Below are 18,222 nucleotides of genomic sequence, written 5' to 3' on the forward strand. Positions count from 1 at the left end.
TTACCCTTCCGCGCGGCCCTTGCCGCCGTCATCCGTTTCGCGCAAGCCACGCAGGCGCTGCGCTTCCTCTACAACACGTTTGGCGAGTCCGCCAGAGGCCAAGGCCGCATGAATCACCGTTTGGCGCCCAAATGCCTGCCCTAATTCGTCTGCCGTCAGCCAACCGATGTATTTTCCGAAGTGCGGCGTACTGAGCTTCGACTTGCCGCGCCCCGATCCATCAGTGGCCTGAATCAGGACCTGAGCCTCTTCCCGGTCCAACCACGACTTGACCTTTTCATACCCGGCAACCGCGTCGCCGGACTTGCGCGCCAGACTGAGCAACTCAATCACGCGGCGCGCGATCTGTTTTTCAACCTCTGCCGCCAGATCCTGAGGCACGGTCACCTGTGCCTTGAACCCCCGTGCAAACAGTTTCTTGCCTATGGCCTTGTCCAGCGCGGCACGATCCGCCGCCACATAAACGCCTCGCCCCGGCAGTTTCGCCGCGACATCCGGAAAGACCTGACCATCCGGCCCCGTCACAAAGCGGATCAAGCCATATTTAGGCTGAACCTCGCCCGAGGCGATACACTTACGCTCAGGTCCATCAGACCTATCCTTATGGACACCACCGCGACTCATACGCGCCACCCGAGACCTGAGATCAGGCCTCGACCTCCTCGTCTGCTTCGTCTTCTTCCGCCTGCTCCAGCTCGGCCGGATCAACCCAACCCAACAGGATACGCGCAGTCATGACCATGTCTTGTGCTTCTTCGAGTGTGACGCCAAAGGGCTCCAGCACGCCATCATCCTTGACGCGTTCACCGTCGACCGTGGTCCAGCCACCGGCCAGTTCCCAGTCGGCACAGGTTGCGAAGTCTTCCAGCGTCTTCACATCGTCCTTGGCCAGCGCCTCTACCATCTGGGGTGTCAGGCCTTCGAATTCAATGAGGCTGTCCTCGGCACCCAGTGCGCGGGCTGCATCCAGGGCGGCTTTGGCCTGGGCTTCCAGGAATTCACGCGCCCGGGTTTGAAGTTCCTGCGCGGTGCCTTCGTCGACACCGTCAATGACCAGAAGTTCATCAATCTCGACATAGGCAACTTCTTCGAGGTTGGTGAAGCCTTCGGACACCAGCAGTTGCGCAAAGAACTCGTCCAGGTCCAGACTGTCCATGAACAGTTTGGTGCGAGATTCGAATTCCTTCTGACGACGCGCCGATTCTTCAGCTTCGGTCATGATGTCGATATCCAGACCGGTCAGCTGGCTTGCCAGGCGCACGTTCTGACCGCGACGACCGATTGCAAGAGACAGCTGCTCTTCAGGAACGACAACCTCGATTTTGCCTGCTTCTTCGTCCAGAACAACCTTCGAAACCTCGGCAGGTTGCAGCGCGTTGACCAGGAAGGTCGGTTGGTCTTCGTTCCAAGGGATGATGTCAATCTTCTCACCCTGTAGTTCGTTCACAACGGCCTGCACGCGGCTGCCGCGCATACCAACGCAGGCGCCAACGGGATCAATCGAGCCGTCATACGAGATCACGGCGATCTTGGCACGCGAACCGGGGTCACGAGCCACGGCCTTGACTTCGATGATACCGTCATAGATTTCCGGCACTTCCATCTTGAACAGCTCGGCCATGAATTCCGGCGCGGTACGCGACAGGAAGATCTGGTGGCCACGCACTTCGCGACGCACTTCCTTGATATAAGCACGCACACGATCGTTCGGGCGATAGCTTTCGCGACCGATCTTGTCATTGCGGCGCAGAACAGCCTCGGCACCGCCCAGATCGACGATGACATTGCCGAATTCCTCGCGCTTGACGGCACCGTTGATGATGGTGCCCGCACGATCCTTGAATTCTTCATACTGACGATCCCGCTCGGCTTCGCGGACCTTCTGCAGGATCACTTGCTTGGCGGACTGCGCCGCGATCCGGCCCATTTCGACCGGCGGCACTTCTTCAACGAAAACGTCACCTACCTGCGGGTCTTCCATGTACTGCTTGGCTTGTTCGACGGTGAACTCGGCCTGATAGTTCTCAAGCTCGTCATCCTCGACCACGGTGCGCACGCGGGTAAAGGTCGCCTTGCCGGTCTTGCGGTCGATGCTGACGCGAATGTCCATCTCGGCGCCGTAGCGGCTCTTGGCGGCGCGAGCGAGCGATTCCTCCATCGCTTCGACAACCAGACCGGGGTCGATCATCTTTTCGCGGGCCACGGCCTCGGCAGTCTGCAGCAGCTCCAGCTGGTTGGCTGAGGTAATTGCCATCAGTTCGTCTCCTCTTCGGACCCTTCGGTCTCAATCTCGTCGAAAGCGTTTTCGTTCAGGGCGCCCGCATCTTTGCGCTGGCGCAGCATTTCCTTGATCAGGTCGTCGGTCAGGACCAGCTTGGCATCGCTCAGCCAGTCGAATTGCAGACCGATGGTGATGGTTTCATCCCCCTCGGGGATGTTGATCAGAACCTCGTCCCCTTCGATCCCGGCCAATTCGCCCTTAAAGCGTCGGCGGCCGTCAATCAGTTCGGCGGTCTCGATCTTGGCCTCATACCCTTCGAAGGTCTCGAAATCCTTCAGACGGGTCAGGGGGCGGTCGATACCGGGGCTGGACACCTCTAGCGTATAGGCGTCGAGGATCGGGTCCTCGACGTCCAGGGTGGCGCTGATCGCATTCGAAATCTCGGCGCAGTCATCCACTTCGATGCCGCCTTCGGGTTTGTCAGCCATGATTTGCAGCGTGGTCTGCTTGCCACTCATCAGCCGGACACGGACCAACTCATACCCCAGGCCTTCAATCACCGGGGTAATGATCTCGGCAAGTCGCCGGTCGATGGCAGCTTTGGCTATCAGGTCGTTTGTCATCAGGTTCTCTACCCTGTCAATCGGGCACAAAAAAACGGGCGCGCGGCCCGTCGAATTTTCCGGTGGAGCCTTGGACCGGAAGTCCAACGCGCCGCTGTTGAAACTGCGTATACGCAGGATGATCCGAGTCTGCAACCCCTGACAGAAGTGTCACCTGGAATTACACGATCCACCACCGTTCAGCGATACGACCGTCGTCCAAAACAGTGCGTCCGGCAATCTGCCGCGGCAATCCCACTGCCCCAGAGATGGCCAGTGCCATGTCCGTCTCGGACGGATAGTAGCGAAGACCGCGCGTACCACGGATCTCTAACGGATCTGGGAAAGCCGCAATATCGACGTAGCCATCGCGCAATGCCTCGGCGCGGACACGGGCATCGGGAATAACGATCACTTCGAATGCATCGACCCAACCGGCCTGACCGTCCTTGTAATGCCCCGAAACACGGCGACCCAGGAAATGTCGGCCGTCTTCGGCGCGCTCGACACGGTAGCAACCCGTACCGTTGGCCCTGTGTAGCGGCGTGACGCCTTCGCCATTGCGGGCAATGACAAAACGACTTTCTGCCAAAAGGAATGGAAGGCCCGGATTTGCCTCGGCCAGTTCCAGCCGCAAACGGTTGACAGTCAAAGCCTCGGTATGCCCGATCTCGCCCAATACGGCCGCAACGTCTGCGATATCCAAAGGTGCTCCGTCGTGAAACACCGCATCATTGCGCAGATCAAAGCTCCAGACCTTCGCATCGGCGTCGGTTTGCCAGCCGGTCGCAAGCTCGCCCCGCAAAGTGCCATCCGGGGCGATCTCGGTCAGCGTGTCGAAAACCGCACCGCGTGCCACCTGCTCAAGACTGTCGTCGCGCGGCACAGCCAATCGCAGCGTGCCGCCTTTCTCGGGTCTGTCCGACAGGGACGCGCCTGTCGCGGCAAGCAGCGCGGCGGCGGCGCCCGAAGCAAACAAGGCACGGCGGTCGATGCGTGTCATGCCAAACCCTCCGCCACGCGATCCATGATCCGGATCAGTTCTGCGCTGATCCCGGGTTCAGAAAGCGCATGACCGGCCTGACGTACCATCTTAATCTCGGCATTCGGCCAGCGTTCGCTCAGCGACCAGGCAGCCCGCGGCGGGCAAATCATGTCGTATCGCCCCTGCACGATGTGTCCCGGGATATGAGCGATCCGGTCCATTTGATCTAGGATCTGCCCATCCTTTTTCAGAAAAACCTTATTGTAGAAATAATGATTCTCGAGCCGGGCAAATGTACGTGCGTATTCACCGGGGCTTTCGCCCACTGATCCGTTCGTGTGGATCGATGCCAGCGCATTTTCCCAGTGCGACCATGCCCGCGCATACAAGGTCTCGGTCGCGCGGTCCCCCGAGAACAGGCGTTTGTTATAGGCGGTGATGGTGTCCTTCAGCTCGGCCTCGGGCAAAAGCGCGGTGAACTTCTGCCACTGCTCCGGCCAGAAACGCCCCACTCCGCCGCCATAAAACCAGTCAAGTTCAGCCTGAGTTGCCAGAAACACACCCCGCAGCACCAAGCGGCTGACCCTGTCGGGATGCGACTGCGCGTAGATCAGCGCAAGCGTCGCGCCCCAGCTGCCGCCAAAAGCTATCCATTCATCAATCTCGAACAGTTCGCGCAACCGTTCAATGTCGGCCACCAAATGCCAAGTCGTGTTGTTCTCAACCGAAGCCGTGGGGCGAGACCGGCCACACCCACGCTGATCAAATAGAATCACCCTGTACGCATGCGGATCAAAGTAGCGACGCATTGCAGGGCTGCAGCCGCCACCCGGACCGCCATGCAGGATCACGACGGGTATGCCTTCGGGATTACCGCATTGTTCCACATAGATACGGTGCCCGTCGCCCATATCGACCATACGCTGGTCGAACGGATCGATCGGCGGGTACAGATATTGAACTGCGCGCTTTTGGTCCGGGTACTTGTCCATTATGGCCCTATATAGTCCTTAAGCGTAAAAGAGCATACGGAGACAGGAATGCAAGCGCATCCGAACACGGTGGATCCGTCCGAGATCGCAAAATTCGAAGCGATGGCGGCAGAATGGTGGGATCCTCATGGGAAATTCAAACCCTTGCACATGCTGAATCCTTGCCGTTTGGATTATATCACACAGCAGATCGCCGGAGAATTCGATCGCGACCTAAAGTCGCCTATGCCGTTCGAAGGCCTGCGCCTGCTGGATATCGGTTGTGGCGGTGGGCTGCTGAGCGAACCCATGGCGCGTCTGGGGGCCGAGGTCGTTGGGGCCGATGCCGCCGGAGGCAACCTGCCTGTTGCGCGCATCCATGCCGAGCAGTCCGGTTTGCAGATCGACTATCGCCACACCACAGCCGAAGACATGGCCGCCGCTGGTGAGCAGTTCGACGTGGTCCTGAACATGGAAGTGGTCGAGCATGTGGCCGACCCGGCGGGTTTCCTGACCGCCTCGCAGCAGTTGCTCAGGCCCGGCGGGCTGCTGATCTGCTCAACCATCAATCGCAACCCGAAATCTTATGCGATGGCCATTTTCGGGGCTGAAGTGGTGATGCGCTGGCTGCCGCGCGGCACGCATGAGTGGAACAAGTTCATCACGCCGGAGGAGCTGTTTGACCTGCTGCGCCAGGCCGGGCTGGACCCGGTGGACCGCAAGGGGTTTGTCTTCAACCCGATCCTGTGGAGCTGGTCGATCTCGGACCGGGATTTGAGTGTGAATTACGTGACGGCGAGTGTGAAGCCGGGCTGAGGGTTATTCCCCTTCCAACTGCTTTCTCAGATCGCGCAACACTGGCAATGTTGAACGAACACGGTCATCCCCCAACTCTCCGACCACGCGGTTGATCAACGGGGCAATCGAAGAAATCGCCTGATCGCGTGCGCGGCGCCCTGCGGGGCTGATCGCCACCATCTTGCGGCGGGCATCGTCCCAATCGGGTCGGATGTGGATGTATCCGGCCCACTCCAGCTTGGCCAAGGTGTTGGTCATCGCGCCGCGGGTGACGTGGAACGTGTTGGCCAGCTGTGCCGGGCTGCGCTCATCCGCGACAAAAGCCAAGTGGTTCAGAACCGAGAAATGCGAGATTTCCATGCCCTTGGGCAGCACACGGCTAAGCCGGTTCCGCAATAGCTGATCGGCGGTCAGGATCTCGCTGAACAGCGTGACCGCAAGGGCATTGGTGTCGTCTGTCATTGTTCCGTTCTGTCAGGGTCCATCGAAGGAACGGCGGTGGTGCAGTGAAGGGACACGTCGTCGCGCCTCAGTCACAGAACTATCATCCAAATCGAAAATGTGAATGCCTGGATCGGTCCCTGCGTCGATCAGCACCTTTCCCCACGGGTCGACGACCATGCTGTGCCCGTGAGTATAGCGGGTTTTGCCGCCGGTTTTCGGGTGTTCCCCCGTCTGGGCCGGGGCCAGCACCCAACACCCGGTTTCGATTGCGCGCGCGCGTAGCAAGGCTTCCCAATGCGCGGCGCCCGTGACTGGTGAGAACGCGGCCGGGACGGTCAGAATGCGCGCGCCCGCCTGCGCCAGTGCCGCGTGCAAATATGGAAAGCGGATATCGTAACAGATGGTCAGACCAACCTTGCCGAAATCCGTCTCGGCGATGACCGCTTTTTCACCTGGACGGTAATTCTTTGATTCGCGGAACGTCTCGGTCTCGGTGACCTGCACATCGAACATATGGATTTTGTCATACCGCGCCACGATCTGACCTTGCGGTCCGATCATAAAGCAACGATTGGTAAAGCGACCGTCACTCTCATGGGTCTTGAGCCCCAACGAGCCGATCAGAAGCCACACACCCAGATCAGCAGCCTGTTCGCGCAGGCCCGCCAAGGTGATGTCATCTTCTTCATGTTGTAAAACCGCGCGCTGCCGTGTGGTGCTGGTCGAAACGCAATTCGTAACCTCTGGTGTCAGAACAAAGCGGGCGCCCTGTTCTGCCGCTTCGGCCATCATGCCTCGTACCATCCCGAGGTTTTCAGCCGGATCGTCCGACGAGGTGATTTGCAGCAGCGCGGTTTTCATCAGGCCGCAAGCAGAGGGTCAAGCTTGCCCTGACGCTCCAACTCGTACAAATCATCGCAACCGCCGACATGCGTAGCGCCGATGAAAATCTGCGGGACCGTGCGTTTACCCCCGGCACGTTGAATCATTTCAGGTTTGCGTTTGGGGTGCATCAACACGTCGATCTCCTTGAACTCGACACCTTTCTGCTTCAGCAGGCGTTTGGCCGCATGACAAAAGCCGCACAGTGGCGATGTATAGATCTCTACCGACTTCATTTTCCGTTCCCTTCGGATATCGCGCAATCTTGGGCGAATTAGGCATCCTTGGCAACGCGCGCCAGAGCCAACACGAAAATATGATTTGCCCCCGCTGCCTGACAGACCCGAGTGCATGCGGCCAGTGTTGCCCCGGACGTCATCACATCGTCCACCAGCAAAATGTCACGGCCAATAAGGTGTCGGGCATTTCGGGGGTGAAGGCATATTGCGTCTTCCAAAATCTGTGCCCGCTCGGCTGCTGTTTTGCCATCCAATACCTGCGTCTTCTTTTTGCGAATCAACAGATCGGGTACACATTCCAATCCTGTCTCACGCCCCAGGTTCTGCGCCAACAGAGCTGACTGATTGTATCGCCTTTTGAGCAAGCGCGACCAATGCAGAGGAACCGGAGCAATCACCACATCCGGTCGCAGCAATGGGCGCCCTGCCTGCGCCATCCACTGTGCGGCAGGGCGGGCCAGTTCAGGCCGATCACCATGTTTCAGCGCCAGGATCAGTGACCGCGCCTTGCCGTCATACAAAAGCGCCGCGCGGCCTGCCCTCCAGGGGCGCGCGGTCTTCAGGCAATCATCGCACTCAGTCCGAAACCCATCCTGCCCCCCAATCAGGGGCATACCGCAGCTTTCACAGACCGTGCCGCCGATAAATGGCGTTTCGCGCCAGCATGGGCCACACAGGCCAAAATCGGACTCTGTCAGGTCGCCACACCCCATACAACGTGGTGGATAAATAAGTGCAAGTGCGGTTTGAATCCGTTGCGCGATGCGATACTTGCCAGCTATGAAACTGCCCGAACCCACTGCGCCCTCCCTTTTTGACCGTGCCGCCATTCTGCGTCATCGCAGCCGCGTGCAGGATGATGCCCTTTTTCTGCACCGCGCCGCGATGGACGAGGTTCAGGATCGGCTTTCCATGGTTAACAAATCCTTTACGGCACCAGCGATCGTGACAGCCTACCGGCAGCTTTGGACAGACGCATTTCCCGAAGCCTCGATCATTGCGGATGACGAAGTGCTGGCACTGCAAACCGGCGCACATGATCTTGTGATCCACGCTATGACACTGCACTGCGCAAACGATCCGGTAGGTCAGTTAATCCAATGCCACCGCGCGCTGAAACCTGATGGGTTGTTGCTGGTTGTTTGTCTGGGCGGCGAAACGCTGCACGAACTGCGCGCGGCGTTGGGTCAGGCCGAGATTGACGTTACCGGCGGCCTCAGCCCCCGCATCGCCCCAATGGCCGGGCTGCGGGACATGGGCGGTCTGTTGCAGCGCGCCGGTCTGGCCTTGCCGGTCGCTGACTCGGTGACACTCACGGTTGAGTATCGTGACATCTGGCACCTGATGCACGATCTGCGGAATATGGGTGAGGCCAATGCGTTATCCGCGCGCCTGAGACATCCGACCAAACGCGCAGTATTTGAGACCGCGCAAAACACTTATGCGTCTCATTTCAGCACAGGATCGGGACGCTTGGCAGCCACGTTCGAACTGATCTGCCTGACAGGATGGGCCCCCCACGACAGTCAACCAAAGCCACTGCGTCCCGGGTCGGCGCAAACACGTTTGGCTGACGCCTTGCGCACGGACGAGGGCAAACTGCCCGATTGACGCGCGACCAAATCCCCTTATTTCAGGCCCTAACGCAAGAAATTCAGGAAGCTTCATATGTTTGATGCCACTCGACCCGCTCATGCTCCTACGAATCACCCCAAGATCAGGATGGGTCGCGTCGGCGTATTGCTGGCCAATCTGGGCACGCCGGACGACTACACATATTGGCCAATGCGCCGATATCTGAATGAGTTCTTGTCGGACCAGCGCGTCATCGATTATCCGAAATGGAAATGGCAGCCGATTTTGCAGGCGATCATCCTGACCAAGCGGCCATTCAGTTCCGGCGAGGCTTACAAATCGATCTGGAATCAGGAAAAGGGCGAAAGCCCGCTGATGACCATCACCAAGGACCAGACCGCCAAGCTAAGCCAGGCGATGCATGCACGTTACGGTGATCAGGTCATGGTCGATTTCTGTATGCGTTACGGCAACCCGTCGACCAAATCCAAAGTGCGCGCGATGGTAGCGGCAGGGTGCGATCGCATCTTGTTCTTTCCGCTTTACCCACAATACGCTGGCGCAACGACGGCCACCGCCAACGACCAGTTCTTTCGCGCACTGATGGACGAAGCCTGGCAGCCCGCCACGCGAACCGTTCCGGCCTATTTCGATGAACCTGCTTATATCGATGCGCTGGCGCAGTCTGTTGAACGAGCATACGAGGCTATGGAGACAAAACCCGACATTCTTGTCTGCTCATATCACGGGATGCCCGAGCGGTATCTTCACCAGGGCGATCCCTATCACTGCCAGTGTGCTAAAACGACAAGGCTGTTAAAGGAGCGACTGGGCTGGACGGATGATCAACTGGTATCGACTTTCCAGTCGCGCTTCGGTCCCGAAGAATGGCTGAAACCTTACACTGTGGATCACGTGGCCGAACTCGCGAAACAAGGCAAAAAGAACATTGCTGTAATTGCCCCGGCATTTTCGGCGGACTGCATCGAAACGCTGGAAGAGATAAACGAAGAAATCAAAGAGAGCTTCGAAGAAGCAGGCGGCGAGACGTTTACTTATATTCCATGCCTTAACGATGACGATGCCCATATCGCAGCACTTGGAAAGGTGATCGAAGACAATCTGCGCGGGTGGCTGGCGTAAAGCGTTTCCAGAGCAAAATCGGTATCTCTTATGAGAACGTCAAGCTCGGCTTGATACTGGCGCGTCAGTACCCCTGGCGCGCAACAGGCTTGAAGACCTGTTGGAACAAAAAAAGGCGGTGGATTGCTCCACCGCCTTTTTCATGAATTTCGCGTCGGGTTAGCTTGCAGCAACAGCAGCAGCAACGACGACCAGCAGGATCAGCGGCAGCAGAATGCCCTGCGACGAACCCTGAGTTTCTTCAACAACAACCGGTGCTTCAACAACCGGCTCTTCCAGGTTGCCAGCATATGCGGTCGAAGCTGCTGCAGTCAGAGCTGCGGCGAGAACGAGTTTCTTCATATTAACCTCCAGAATTTGCACGGTTCCAATATCCGGAACCGCACATCTAAGACTTACCTCGTAGTTTTTTCTAATCAGCATTAGAGCGGGAATGCAATTGCAACTTGACCTGTAAGCGGCTTCGCACACGAAAATGTCGTCATATTAGCAACACTTGCGTGCCGACTTTCGCCATCGAAAACAACTCGGCGATGTCTTCGTTGAAAAGGCCGATGCAGCCGTTCGAAGATCTGCGGCCGATTTTACGCGTATCATGCGTGCCGTGAATGCGATAATACTTCCAGCTCAGATATAAAGCGTGCGTTCCCAAAGGGTTATCCGGACCGGGAGGAATATAGTCCGGCCATTCCGGATTTCTCTTCTTCATCGAAGGCGTTGGAGACCAGCTTGGGCCTTCGACCTTGCGGATCACACTGGTCCGCCCGCGCCGGGTGAGTTCTTCGGTCAGCGGAACCGACGACGGGTACAATTTGTACACTGATTGATCATCCGACCAATAATGCAGCGCTCTTGAAACGGTATCGACCAATATGGCGCCATTTCTGGTGTTCGAGAAATACGGTTGCCAATCCAATGCCCGGAACCCGGATACGTTGCGTCGAACTGCCGGTTCGATCTCGGGTGCGGGGCGCAGCGGGTCGCCCGGGATATATTGTGCCAGCGCCGGGGTAGCCAGAGTGGCAGTAGCCCCTGCCAGAAAACCCCTGCGTGTGGGCGAATGAATGCGCTTTTTGACCATGACAACGGGTCCTGTGTTTAGGTGAGGTCTGAAATCAAAGGTATTCTATTGCCAGAATGCTTCAGTCGCAAACCAAACCGGCAGAATCATGCAAGTTATGACCATTGCGCGTTTGCTCAGAACAAGCAGGCGCGCTATGCCGTGTTGTGATACAATAATCAGGTCGAACATGACGCGCATCGTTTCTTTACTATTGATTTGCTTTGTCGCGCTTGCGGCATGTACCAACACCGGCTCAACCACTCTGGGATCTGATGGTCGCCCATTGCCGACCGTGTATAAGATCCGCGGCAACCCGGAAAAGCTGCAGTTCCGCATGCTTGATTCGGTCAATGCCCTGCGTCAGGCTCAGGGATTGCAGCCCGTACAACTAAACGCACAACTGAACGCGGCAGCTGCGACTCATTCGAAAGATATGTCGCGACAGAACCGACCCTGGCACTTTGGGTCAGACGGTTCGTCGCCGATCGACCGGGCAGCACGTGTCGGCTATTTCGGTACTTTTCTGGGGGAAGCCATCTCCGAAACCTACGAGACCGAGACGGAAACGCTTGCCGCTTGGATGCAGGAACCCGGACCGAGGGCTGTCATAATGGACGCCAAAGCCACCCAAATGGGATTCGCCTGGCATCAGGAAGGTGGCGGCAAAATCTGGTGGACGTTGGAAATGGGAACCGGCGGCTGATCCGAGCCCAGGAAAAGAATAAGCCCCCGGTTCTCGGGGGCTTTTCTGGGTCAATCAGGCGGCTTGCATAGACTGCGCCTCGGTCAGGATCGCATAGAGCTTTACCGGATCGGGGTTCGCCCGAAGTTTGGTGCAAACCGAAGTATCCCGCAAAGTGCGAGACACCAGCGCCAATGCCTTGAGGTGATCGACGCCCGCCTCTTCCGGTGCAAACAGCGCAAAGGCAATGTCCACAGGCTGGCGATCAACCGATCCGAAATCGATGGGCTTTTCAAGCATTACGAAAACACCCGAAACCGCATCAAGCTCGGGCAGGCGCGCGTGCGGCAGCGCCACACCATGGCCGACTCCGGTAGGCCCAAGGCTTTCCCGTTCCAGCAGGAAATCAACCGCTTCCTGAGGATCGATACCCAGCGTCGCTGCAGCGACGTCACCGATTTCCTGAAACAACCGCTTCTTGCTGGAAGCAGCGGACAAAACACGTACCGCTTCGGGCTTCAGTATGCTCGAAAGCTCCATGATCACGCTCCATGGCACGCGCCCGCATAGGCGGGTGCGGCCTCGTATCCTTGCCTGTTACGGATCAATCCAGCCGATGTTACCGTCTTCGCGACGATAAACGACATTCAACCCGTCCTTGTTTTCATTTCTGAACACCAGCACTGGCGCACCGGCAAGTTCCATTTGCATAACGGCCTCACCGACGCTCAAAGATGGGATTTTTGTTTCCATCTCGGCCACAATCATGGGCTGTAGCGATTCGGGTTCATCGGCCGACTCCGATTCGTTTGAAGCGAGGATATAAGAGGACGCCCCAAAGAGTTCAACCGGTTCGACCCGATCCTTGTGGTGGTCCTTCAGGCGGCGCTTGTAGCGACGCAACTGTTTCTCCATTTTACCGCAGCACGCCTCAAACGCCGCGTAGATTTCGGTTGCATGTGCCTTGGCCTGAGCCGTCAGGCCAGTGGAAAGGTGCACCGTTGTTTCGCATACATATTCATGCGCCGAACGGGAAAAGACGACGTTGGCATCCGTAGGCCGCTGCGCATACTTGCCCACGACCTCATTCAGTTCGGTCTGCACGTGTGTCTGCAATGCCGAACCGATGTCGATCTGTTTTCCGCTGATTTGGTAACGCATGTGATCTCCTTCACAATTCACACCCATTCTGACGCCGCGGAACGCGGCGGGCTTGTTTTTATCGGGTGGGGGGTCGAGACATTTTCCGCGGTTGCCTTGTTTCCAGCCCTTCGAAGAAGGGACATCGAGATCCAGACTGGAACCGGGTAAATGCCATAAGCCAATTGAGGCAAGAGACGAGGGAAGAGTCAATCAAAACAGATGTGTATATACGCGATTTCCGCGATGCTATTGGCACAACTCCGCGCAAGGTTATGAAATGCGGAAATTCTCGCCCAGATAGACACGACGCACATTCTCGTTTTCGACAACCTCATCAGGTGTGCCGGACATCAAAACCTGACCGTCATGCAGGATATAGGCCCGGTCAATAATTTCCAGTGTTTCCCGGACGTTGTGATCGGTGATCAGCACACCAATACCGCGTTTTTTCAGATCCGCCACAAGGTGCCGAATATCCCCGACACTTATTGGATCGACACCCGCAAACGGTTCATCTAGCAGCAGGTATTTGGGGTCTGCGGCCAAACAGCGCGCGATCTCAACCCGGCGGCGCTCGCCGCCTGACAACGCCAGAGCCGGGGCCCGGCGCAAGTGTTCGATCGAGAAGTCAGACAACAGCTCTTCCAAACGCTCTTTGCGCTTATGTGCATGAGAAACCGTGATATCCAGAACGGCAGCAATGTTGTCCTCGACGCTCATGCCGCGGAAGATCGACATCTCCTGCGGCAAATACCCGATCCCGAGACGCGCGCGCCGATACATGGGTAACGTAGTTACATTCTGGCCGTCTATCGTGACTTTTCCCGCCTCGGGGAACACAAGCCCCGCAACTGAATAGAACGTTGTGGTCTTACCTGACCCGTTCGGCCCCAGCAGCGCCACCACTTCGGACCGGCCCAGCGTCATCGAGACATCGCGGATCACCGTCTTTTTTCGATAGGACTTCCGCAGTTTCTCGATGCGCAGCCCGGAACTGCCCTCGGTCAGTTTCAGGTCGGGAAGCGCCATCAGTTGTTTCCCTGCTGCAAGATCGTTTTGACCCGCCCGGTCATGGTCGCCGTACCGGATGTCAGGTTGGCGTTCATCTGATCGCCACTGATGATGCTTGGGCCTTGTGTCAGCAGGACGTTGCCTTTCATGACAATCTCACCCGAGCCGATCTTGTATTCAGCCCAGTCGCCTTCCGCTGCATCCGGCGGGCTGACCAGAACCACATTCTCGGTCGCTTCCATTCGCTCGATCGCCGAGCGTTCCTGATTGTAGATAACAAGCACGCGTTCGGCAGTCAGGCGCATTTCACCCTGAACGACGATGACATTTCCGATGAATTCTGCCGATCCGTCCTCTTGATTGACGTTCAGGGTTTCCGATGTCACCTCGACCGGCAGGCTCGGATCGGCATTCGCGGACCCAAAAGCCACCTGCGCCTCTTGCGCGGTCACGGGCACGGCGCCCGCGATCAAGGCGAGGCACAAAGGAACAAATCGAAAATCGAACACAAGTTATCTTTCTGCTTTTTCAGGCTCGTATATCAGCTTCACACCGTCTGTAAAAACAATATGGACCGGCCCGTCCGTTTTTTCAGTGCCAAAGGTCATGCGCCCCGCGGAAAAATCACCGATCGGACCGGTTCCGTTCACCTGCCCCGGGGTGTCGCCCCGGATTTCGTCCAACGAGGTATTGAGCAGATCCGTCGTGACCTTGAGCCCGTCCGCCGTGGTGATGACCACGTCACCAACAAAGGTTGCTGTTCCATTATCCGGACGGATCAGGCCGGAATTCGAATCCAGCGTAATTGTTCCGCCATTGAGCAGACCAAAGCGGCCGCGAAACTCGGATGCTGTCGGAACCGACGCCTCGGTGCCCTGCGTGGCTTGCACAGCCTCGATATGCACGGTCTCTCCCTTGCGGGTCGTTCCGCGGTAATCCGGTCGCGTTACCACCTGTTGCGCCAGTCTCTCATCAATGTCTTTTTGCGCGAAGGGCACGGAAACGTTTGTTTCGATGCTGCGGGACAGCAGGAATACCGTGGACAACATCACAATAGCCGCGAGCGGCAACAGAACCTTCAGGAACTGCACCATGCGGGAATATCTGTCCACCTCAGCCTCCCTCAGCCCAGACCGACACGCAGGCAGTCGTGGATATGAAGCAGCCCCAAAGCCTGACCTGACTTGGCCTCGTCAACCACGAAGAGCGAGGTGATCTTACGGTCATTCATGATCGCAACCGCTTCTTCTGCCAACGCATCCGGGGATATGGTTGTGGGGTTGGGGGTCATTACCTGCTCGGTCGTTTTGTTCAGCAGCCCATCCATATGGCGCCGCAAGTCACCGTCTGTAATGATCCCTGCCAACTGACCCTGCGGGTCCGTTACGCCAGCAACTCCAAATCCCTTCTGGCTGATTTCGATCAGCGCATCGCTCATCTGAGTATGTGCCGCAACCAGAGGCAGGGCCTCTCCGACATGCATCAGATCCTGTACTTTGCTCAGCCGAGCGCCCAGTTTGCCACCGGGATGGAAGGCACGGAAATCCTCGGGCCGGAAATCGCGGTATTTCATGAGGGCAATCGCCAATGCATCGCCCATGGCAAGGGTCAACGTCGTGGAAATCGACGGCACCATGCCAAAACCGCAGGCCTCGCCCATCGACGGGATCAGAAGATGTACGTCGGCCTGTTTCATCAATGTGCTGTCAGGTTTGCTGGACAATCCGATCAGCGGAATACCAAAGCGGCGTGTAAAGGCCAGCAGATTGGCAAGTTCCGGTGCCTCGCCCGAATTCGAAATCGCCAGAACCACATCACCCTTGGAGACCATGCCCAAATCGCCATGGCTGGCCTCTGCCGGATGCACGAAATAGGCAGGCGTTCCGGTGCTGGCCAGCGTGGCCGCGATCTTGTGACCTATGTGGCCAGACTTGCCGATGCCGCTGATGATGATGCGCCCGGTAGCCTGAAGGATCAGCTGCACGGCTTCGGCAAAATGCGCGTCCAGACTGTCGGCAAGTACGTCCAGCGCGCGGGCTTCATCAGTGACCACCTGACGGGCGGTTTTCAGGAATGCTTCGGTATCGGTCATGAGTGCGCAAAGATATCCGTTTCGGGCCAACCGGCGAGGTCCAGTTTCGCACGCATCGGCAGGAAGTCAAAACAGGCCTGCGCCATTTCAGTCCGGTCCTCGCGAGCCAGCCGGATGTTTAGCGCATCGCGCAGCTGATGCAGATAGAGAACGTCTGACGCAGCATAATCCAATTGAGCGTCCGTAAGTGAGACTGCGCCCCAGTCGCTCATCTGTTGCTGTTTGGAAATATCAACACCGATGAGTTCCTGGCACAGGTTCTTGAGCCCGTGCCGGTCGGTATAGGTCCGCACCAGGCGGCTGGCGATCTTGGTGCAATAGACCGGCGCGGCCAGAGCGCCAAATGTATGGTACATGGCGGCGATGTCGAAGCGCCCGAAATGAAACAACTTCAGTACGTCAGGGTTTTCCAGCATGGCGCACAGGTTCGGCGCCTCAGCCTGGCCTTTTTCCACCTGCACAATATGGCTGTTGCCGTCTCCACCCGACATCTGAATCACGCACAAGCGGTCACGATGCGGGTTCAGGCCCATGGTTTCACAGTCAATGGCCACAACAGGGCCCAGATCTAACCCGTCCGGCAGGTCGTTTTTGTACAAATGGTTCGCCACCCGACTATTCCTTTGTGCGGTATCGCCTCCGAGATAGGCGGTTTGGTCCATAAACTCAACGCCGTCCAAAAGTCACGGGCAAATCCCCGCACCAGGATTGACAATATCCCCATGGGGGGGATAGGGATAAACCATGACAATTGTACCCCGCGAGTCGCATCCGCATATCACGGCAAGGCTGAAAAGGGCCCACGGGCATCTGGCAAAGGTCATTGCCATGCTTGAAGGTCAGGCCCCCTGTTCAGACATTGCCCAACAGCTGTTTGCCGTTGAAAAAGCGGTTACCAATGCCAAGCGCGCCTTGATCCATGATCACATCGACCATTGCCTGTCTTCTGATAGCGATAGCGGCGGGATCGAGGATTTCAAAGCCATCACGAAATACCTCTGAACCATGCTGAGCATTCTAAAAAACCGGACCTACCGCCACCTGTTTGCCGCCCAGATCGTCGCCCTGACCGGAACCGGGCTGGCCACAGTCGCGCTGGGGCTGCTGGCCTTTGATCTGGCCGGAGACGCTGCTGGCCTTGTGCTGGGCACCGCGCTGACGATCAAGATGGTGGCCTATGTCACCGTGGCCCCACTGGCGGCTGCTTTTGCCGAACGGCTTGACCGTCGGAAGATGCTGGTTTTTCTGGACCTGATCCGCGCCGCAGTCGCCGTATGCCTGCCTTTCGTAACCGAGGTCTGGCAAATCTATGTGCTGATCTTCGTGCTACAATCCGCTTCGGCAGGCTTTACGCCTGCCTTTCAGGCAACGATCCCGGACGTCTTGCCGAACGAAAACGAGTATACCCGCGCTTTGTCACTGTCACGTCTTGCCTACGACATGGAGAGCCTGCTGAGCCCGATGTTTGCCGCGGCACTTCTGTTGCTGGTCAGCTTCAACAGCCTGTTCTGGGGCACAGCGCTGGGGTTTGTTGCCTCGGCATTGCTGGTGGTCTCGGTCGCCCTGCCTTCGCCCAAGCCCAGCAAACCACGCGGGATTCATGACCGCACGACACGCGGAATTCGCATCTATCTGAAAACCCCCCGGCTGCGCGGGCTGCTTGCGCTTAACTGGAGCGCCGCAGCGCTGAGTTCGATGGTGATCGTCAATACAGTGGTCATCGTGCGAGCCACCCTTGGCCTGTCAGAAAGCGCCGTGGCCATTGCACTAGCCGGATTTGGGGGTGGGTCGATGCTGGCGGCGTTCACTCTGCCCCGCGTGCTGGATCGGATCGAAGATCGCAAGGTTATGCTGTTCGGAGCTATTCTTGCGTCGGGCGCTATGGCCATCGCCTCGGTGCTGACCGCGACGACCCCGCTCACGCTGGGTGTCCTTGCCGTTTTTTGGGCCTTTACCGGCTTTGGGTATTCTACAACCCTTACGCCTTCGGGTCGTTTGTTGACCCGTTCGGCCCATCCCGAAGACCGCCCAGCTGTCTTTGCCGCACAGTTTACTCTGTCACACGGTTGCTGGTTGGTGCTGTATCCGCTGGCTGGGTGGATAATGACCGTCTATGGGCCGACTGTCGCACTCGGCAGTATGTCTGTTCTGTCCATGGCAGGCGTGATTGTGGCAGTCAGCCTTTGGCCGCGTGACGATCAGGAACCGGTTGTTCACAATCACCCCGATCTGCCAGCAGATCATCCGCATCTGGCCGGAGCGGGCCCCCACGCGCATCCGATTATTATCGACGACCTGCACCCGCGCATGCCGCGTGAGCCTTGAGAAAGGGCGCCAATCTGATCTAAACCCGGACTTGCGCAAACCGGAG

At 57.7% G+C, this 18,222-nt stretch carries 24 protein-coding genes; 6 read left to right on the plus strand and 18 right to left on the minus strand.

Annotation, left to right across the window (positions count from 1 at the left end; genetic code table 11):
• The 5 genes from I9188_RS16160 to pip form a co-directional block, all read right to left on the minus strand.
• Positions 1 to 624 carry an RNA-binding protein gene (locus tag I9188_RS16160; protein WP_209507192.1) on the minus strand — a complete coding sequence of 208 codons (624 nt, stop codon included), beginning with the start codon at positions 622 to 624 and terminating at the stop codon, positions 1 to 3.
• Between the two features lie 22 nt (positions 625 to 646).
• Positions 647 to 2,254, minus strand: coding sequence for a transcription termination factor NusA (nusA, locus tag I9188_RS16165; protein WP_209507193.1), 1,608 nt, complete (start codon positions 2,252 to 2,254; stop codon positions 647 to 649).
• Positions 2,254 to 2,844 carry a ribosome maturation factor RimP gene (gene rimP / locus I9188_RS16170; RefSeq protein ID WP_209507194.1) on the minus strand — a complete coding sequence of 197 codons (591 nt, stop codon included), beginning with the start codon at positions 2,842 to 2,844 and terminating at the stop codon, positions 2,254 to 2,256. The genes nusA and rimP overlap by 1 nt, the downstream gene beginning before the upstream one ends.
• Before the next feature lie 160 nt (positions 2,845 to 3,004).
• A complete protein-coding gene (locus tag I9188_RS16175) occupies positions 3,005 to 3,826 on the minus strand; it encodes an ABC transporter substrate-binding protein (protein ID WP_209507195.1) in 822 nt (273 codons plus the stop codon).
• Positions 3,823 to 4,800, minus strand: a complete 978-nt coding sequence (gene pip, locus I9188_RS16180; protein ID WP_209507196.1) for a prolyl aminopeptidase — start codon at positions 4,798 to 4,800, stop codon at positions 3,823 to 3,825. The genes I9188_RS16175 and pip overlap by 4 nt, the downstream gene beginning before the upstream one ends.
• Positions 4,801 to 4,848: 48 nt before the next feature.
• Here pip and ubiG point away from each other — a divergent pair, with 48 nt between their 5' ends.
• Complete coding sequence (ubiG, locus tag I9188_RS16185; RefSeq protein ID WP_209507197.1) at positions 4,849 to 5,595, plus strand: bifunctional 2-polyprenyl-6-hydroxyphenol methylase/3-demethylubiquinol 3-O-methyltransferase UbiG; 747 nt, start codon at positions 4,849 to 4,851, stop codon at positions 5,593 to 5,595.
• Positions 5,596 to 5,598: 3 nt separating this feature from the next.
• On the opposite strand, the gene I9188_RS16190 is transcribed toward ubiG, so the two are convergent.
• From I9188_RS16190 to I9188_RS16205, 4 genes are read right to left on the minus strand one after another with little or no spacing between them, the layout of a single operon-like run.
• Complete coding sequence (locus I9188_RS16190; protein ID WP_209507198.1) at positions 5,599 to 6,039, minus strand: MarR family winged helix-turn-helix transcriptional regulator; 441 nt, start codon at positions 6,037 to 6,039, stop codon at positions 5,599 to 5,601.
• A 12-nt stretch (positions 6,040 to 6,051) separates the two neighbouring features.
• Positions 6,052 to 6,882 carry a carbon-nitrogen hydrolase family protein gene (locus I9188_RS16195; RefSeq protein ID WP_209507199.1) on the minus strand — a complete coding sequence of 277 codons (831 nt, stop codon included), beginning with the start codon at positions 6,880 to 6,882 and terminating at the stop codon, positions 6,052 to 6,054.
• The gene (grxC, locus tag I9188_RS16200; RefSeq protein ID WP_209507200.1) at positions 6,882 to 7,139 is read right to left on the minus strand and encodes a glutaredoxin 3; all 258 of its coding nucleotides are present in this window, start codon (positions 7,137 to 7,139) and stop codon (positions 6,882 to 6,884) included. Before grxC ends, I9188_RS16195 begins: the two co-directional genes overlap by 1 nt.
• Positions 7,140 to 7,177: 38 nt before the next feature.
• On the minus strand, positions 7,178 to 7,906 hold the full coding sequence (locus I9188_RS16205; RefSeq protein ID WP_348540349.1) for a ComF family protein: 729 nt from the start codon (positions 7,904 to 7,906) through the stop codon (positions 7,178 to 7,180).
• Between the two features lie 16 nt (positions 7,907 to 7,922).
• Between I9188_RS16205 and I9188_RS16210 the strand changes: the two genes are divergently transcribed.
• Both I9188_RS16210 and hemH read left to right on the plus strand, forming a co-directional pair.
• Complete coding sequence (locus tag I9188_RS16210; protein WP_209507201.1) at positions 7,923 to 8,753, plus strand: methyltransferase domain-containing protein; 831 nt, start codon at positions 7,923 to 7,925, stop codon at positions 8,751 to 8,753.
• Between the two features lie 57 nt (positions 8,754 to 8,810).
• Positions 8,811 to 9,860: a ferrochelatase gene (gene hemH, locus I9188_RS16215; protein ID WP_209507202.1), complete on the plus strand. Its 1,050-nt coding sequence runs from the start codon at positions 8,811 to 8,813 to the stop codon at positions 9,858 to 9,860.
• A 159-nt stretch (positions 9,861 to 10,019) separates the two neighbouring features.
• On the opposite strand, the gene I9188_RS16220 is transcribed toward hemH, so the two are convergent.
• On the minus strand, positions 10,020 to 10,202 hold the full coding sequence (locus I9188_RS16220; RefSeq protein ID WP_117870963.1) for a hypothetical protein: 183 nt from the start codon (positions 10,200 to 10,202) through the stop codon (positions 10,020 to 10,022).
• Positions 10,203 to 10,341: 139 nt separating this feature from the next.
• Entirely contained in the window at positions 10,342 to 10,941 is a 600-nt protein-coding gene (locus I9188_RS16225; RefSeq protein WP_209507203.1) for a L,D-transpeptidase, read from the minus strand.
• 274 nt (positions 10,942 to 11,215) lie between these two features.
• On the opposite strand from I9188_RS16225, the gene I9188_RS16230 reads away from it, so the two are divergent.
• Positions 11,216 to 11,626, plus strand: a complete 411-nt coding sequence (locus tag I9188_RS16230) for a CAP domain-containing protein (protein ID WP_348540347.1) — start codon at positions 11,216 to 11,218, stop codon at positions 11,624 to 11,626.
• Positions 11,627 to 11,680: 54 nt separating this feature from the next.
• Here I9188_RS16230 and I9188_RS16235 read toward each other — a convergent pair whose 3' ends face one another.
• The 7 genes from I9188_RS16235 to I9188_RS16265 form a co-directional block, all read right to left on the minus strand.
• Entirely contained in the window at positions 11,681 to 12,145 is a 465-nt protein-coding gene (locus I9188_RS16235) for a PTS sugar transporter subunit IIA (RefSeq protein WP_209507205.1), read from the minus strand.
• A 57-nt stretch (positions 12,146 to 12,202) separates the two neighbouring features.
• Positions 12,203 to 12,766: a ribosome-associated translation inhibitor RaiA gene (gene raiA / locus I9188_RS16240; RefSeq protein WP_209507274.1), complete on the minus strand. Its 564-nt coding sequence runs from the start codon at positions 12,764 to 12,766 to the stop codon at positions 12,203 to 12,205.
• 252 nt (positions 12,767 to 13,018) lie between these two features.
• Positions 13,019 to 13,777 carry an LPS export ABC transporter ATP-binding protein gene (lptB, locus tag I9188_RS16245; RefSeq protein ID WP_209507206.1) on the minus strand — a complete coding sequence of 253 codons (759 nt, stop codon included), beginning with the start codon at positions 13,775 to 13,777 and terminating at the stop codon, positions 13,019 to 13,021.
• Complete coding sequence (locus I9188_RS16250) at positions 13,777 to 14,268, minus strand: LptA/OstA family protein (RefSeq protein ID WP_209507207.1); 492 nt, start codon at positions 14,266 to 14,268, stop codon at positions 13,777 to 13,779. Before I9188_RS16250 ends, lptB begins: the two co-directional genes overlap by 1 nt.
• A gap of 3 nt (positions 14,269 to 14,271) precedes the next feature.
• A complete protein-coding gene (lptC, locus tag I9188_RS16255; protein WP_209507208.1) occupies positions 14,272 to 14,871 on the minus strand; it encodes an LPS export ABC transporter periplasmic protein LptC in 600 nt (199 codons plus the stop codon).
• Between the two features lie 11 nt (positions 14,872 to 14,882).
• Positions 14,883 to 15,851 carry a KpsF/GutQ family sugar-phosphate isomerase gene (locus I9188_RS16260; RefSeq protein ID WP_209507209.1) on the minus strand — a complete coding sequence of 323 codons (969 nt, stop codon included), beginning with the start codon at positions 15,849 to 15,851 and terminating at the stop codon, positions 14,883 to 14,885.
• Positions 15,848 to 16,462, minus strand: coding sequence for a ribonuclease D (locus tag I9188_RS16265; RefSeq protein ID WP_209507210.1), 615 nt, complete (start codon positions 16,460 to 16,462; stop codon positions 15,848 to 15,850). Before I9188_RS16265 ends, I9188_RS16260 begins: the two co-directional genes overlap by 4 nt.
• Positions 16,463 to 16,595: 133 nt before the next feature.
• Here I9188_RS16265 and I9188_RS16270 point away from each other — a divergent pair, with 133 nt between their 5' ends.
• A complete protein-coding gene (locus tag I9188_RS16270; RefSeq protein WP_209507211.1) occupies positions 16,596 to 16,853 on the plus strand; it encodes a metal-sensing transcriptional repressor in 258 nt (85 codons plus the stop codon).
• Between the two features lie 3 nt (positions 16,854 to 16,856).
• A complete protein-coding gene (locus I9188_RS16275; RefSeq protein ID WP_209507212.1) occupies positions 16,857 to 18,176 on the plus strand; it encodes an MFS transporter in 1,320 nt (439 codons plus the stop codon).
• Positions 18,177 to 18,222: the final 46 nt, after the last annotated feature.

Origin of the sequence: Ruegeria sp. HKCCSA071, from assembly GCF_017872555.1 — a bacterium.
Lineage (GTDB): Bacteria > Pseudomonadota > Alphaproteobacteria > Rhodobacterales > Rhodobacteraceae > Ruegeria.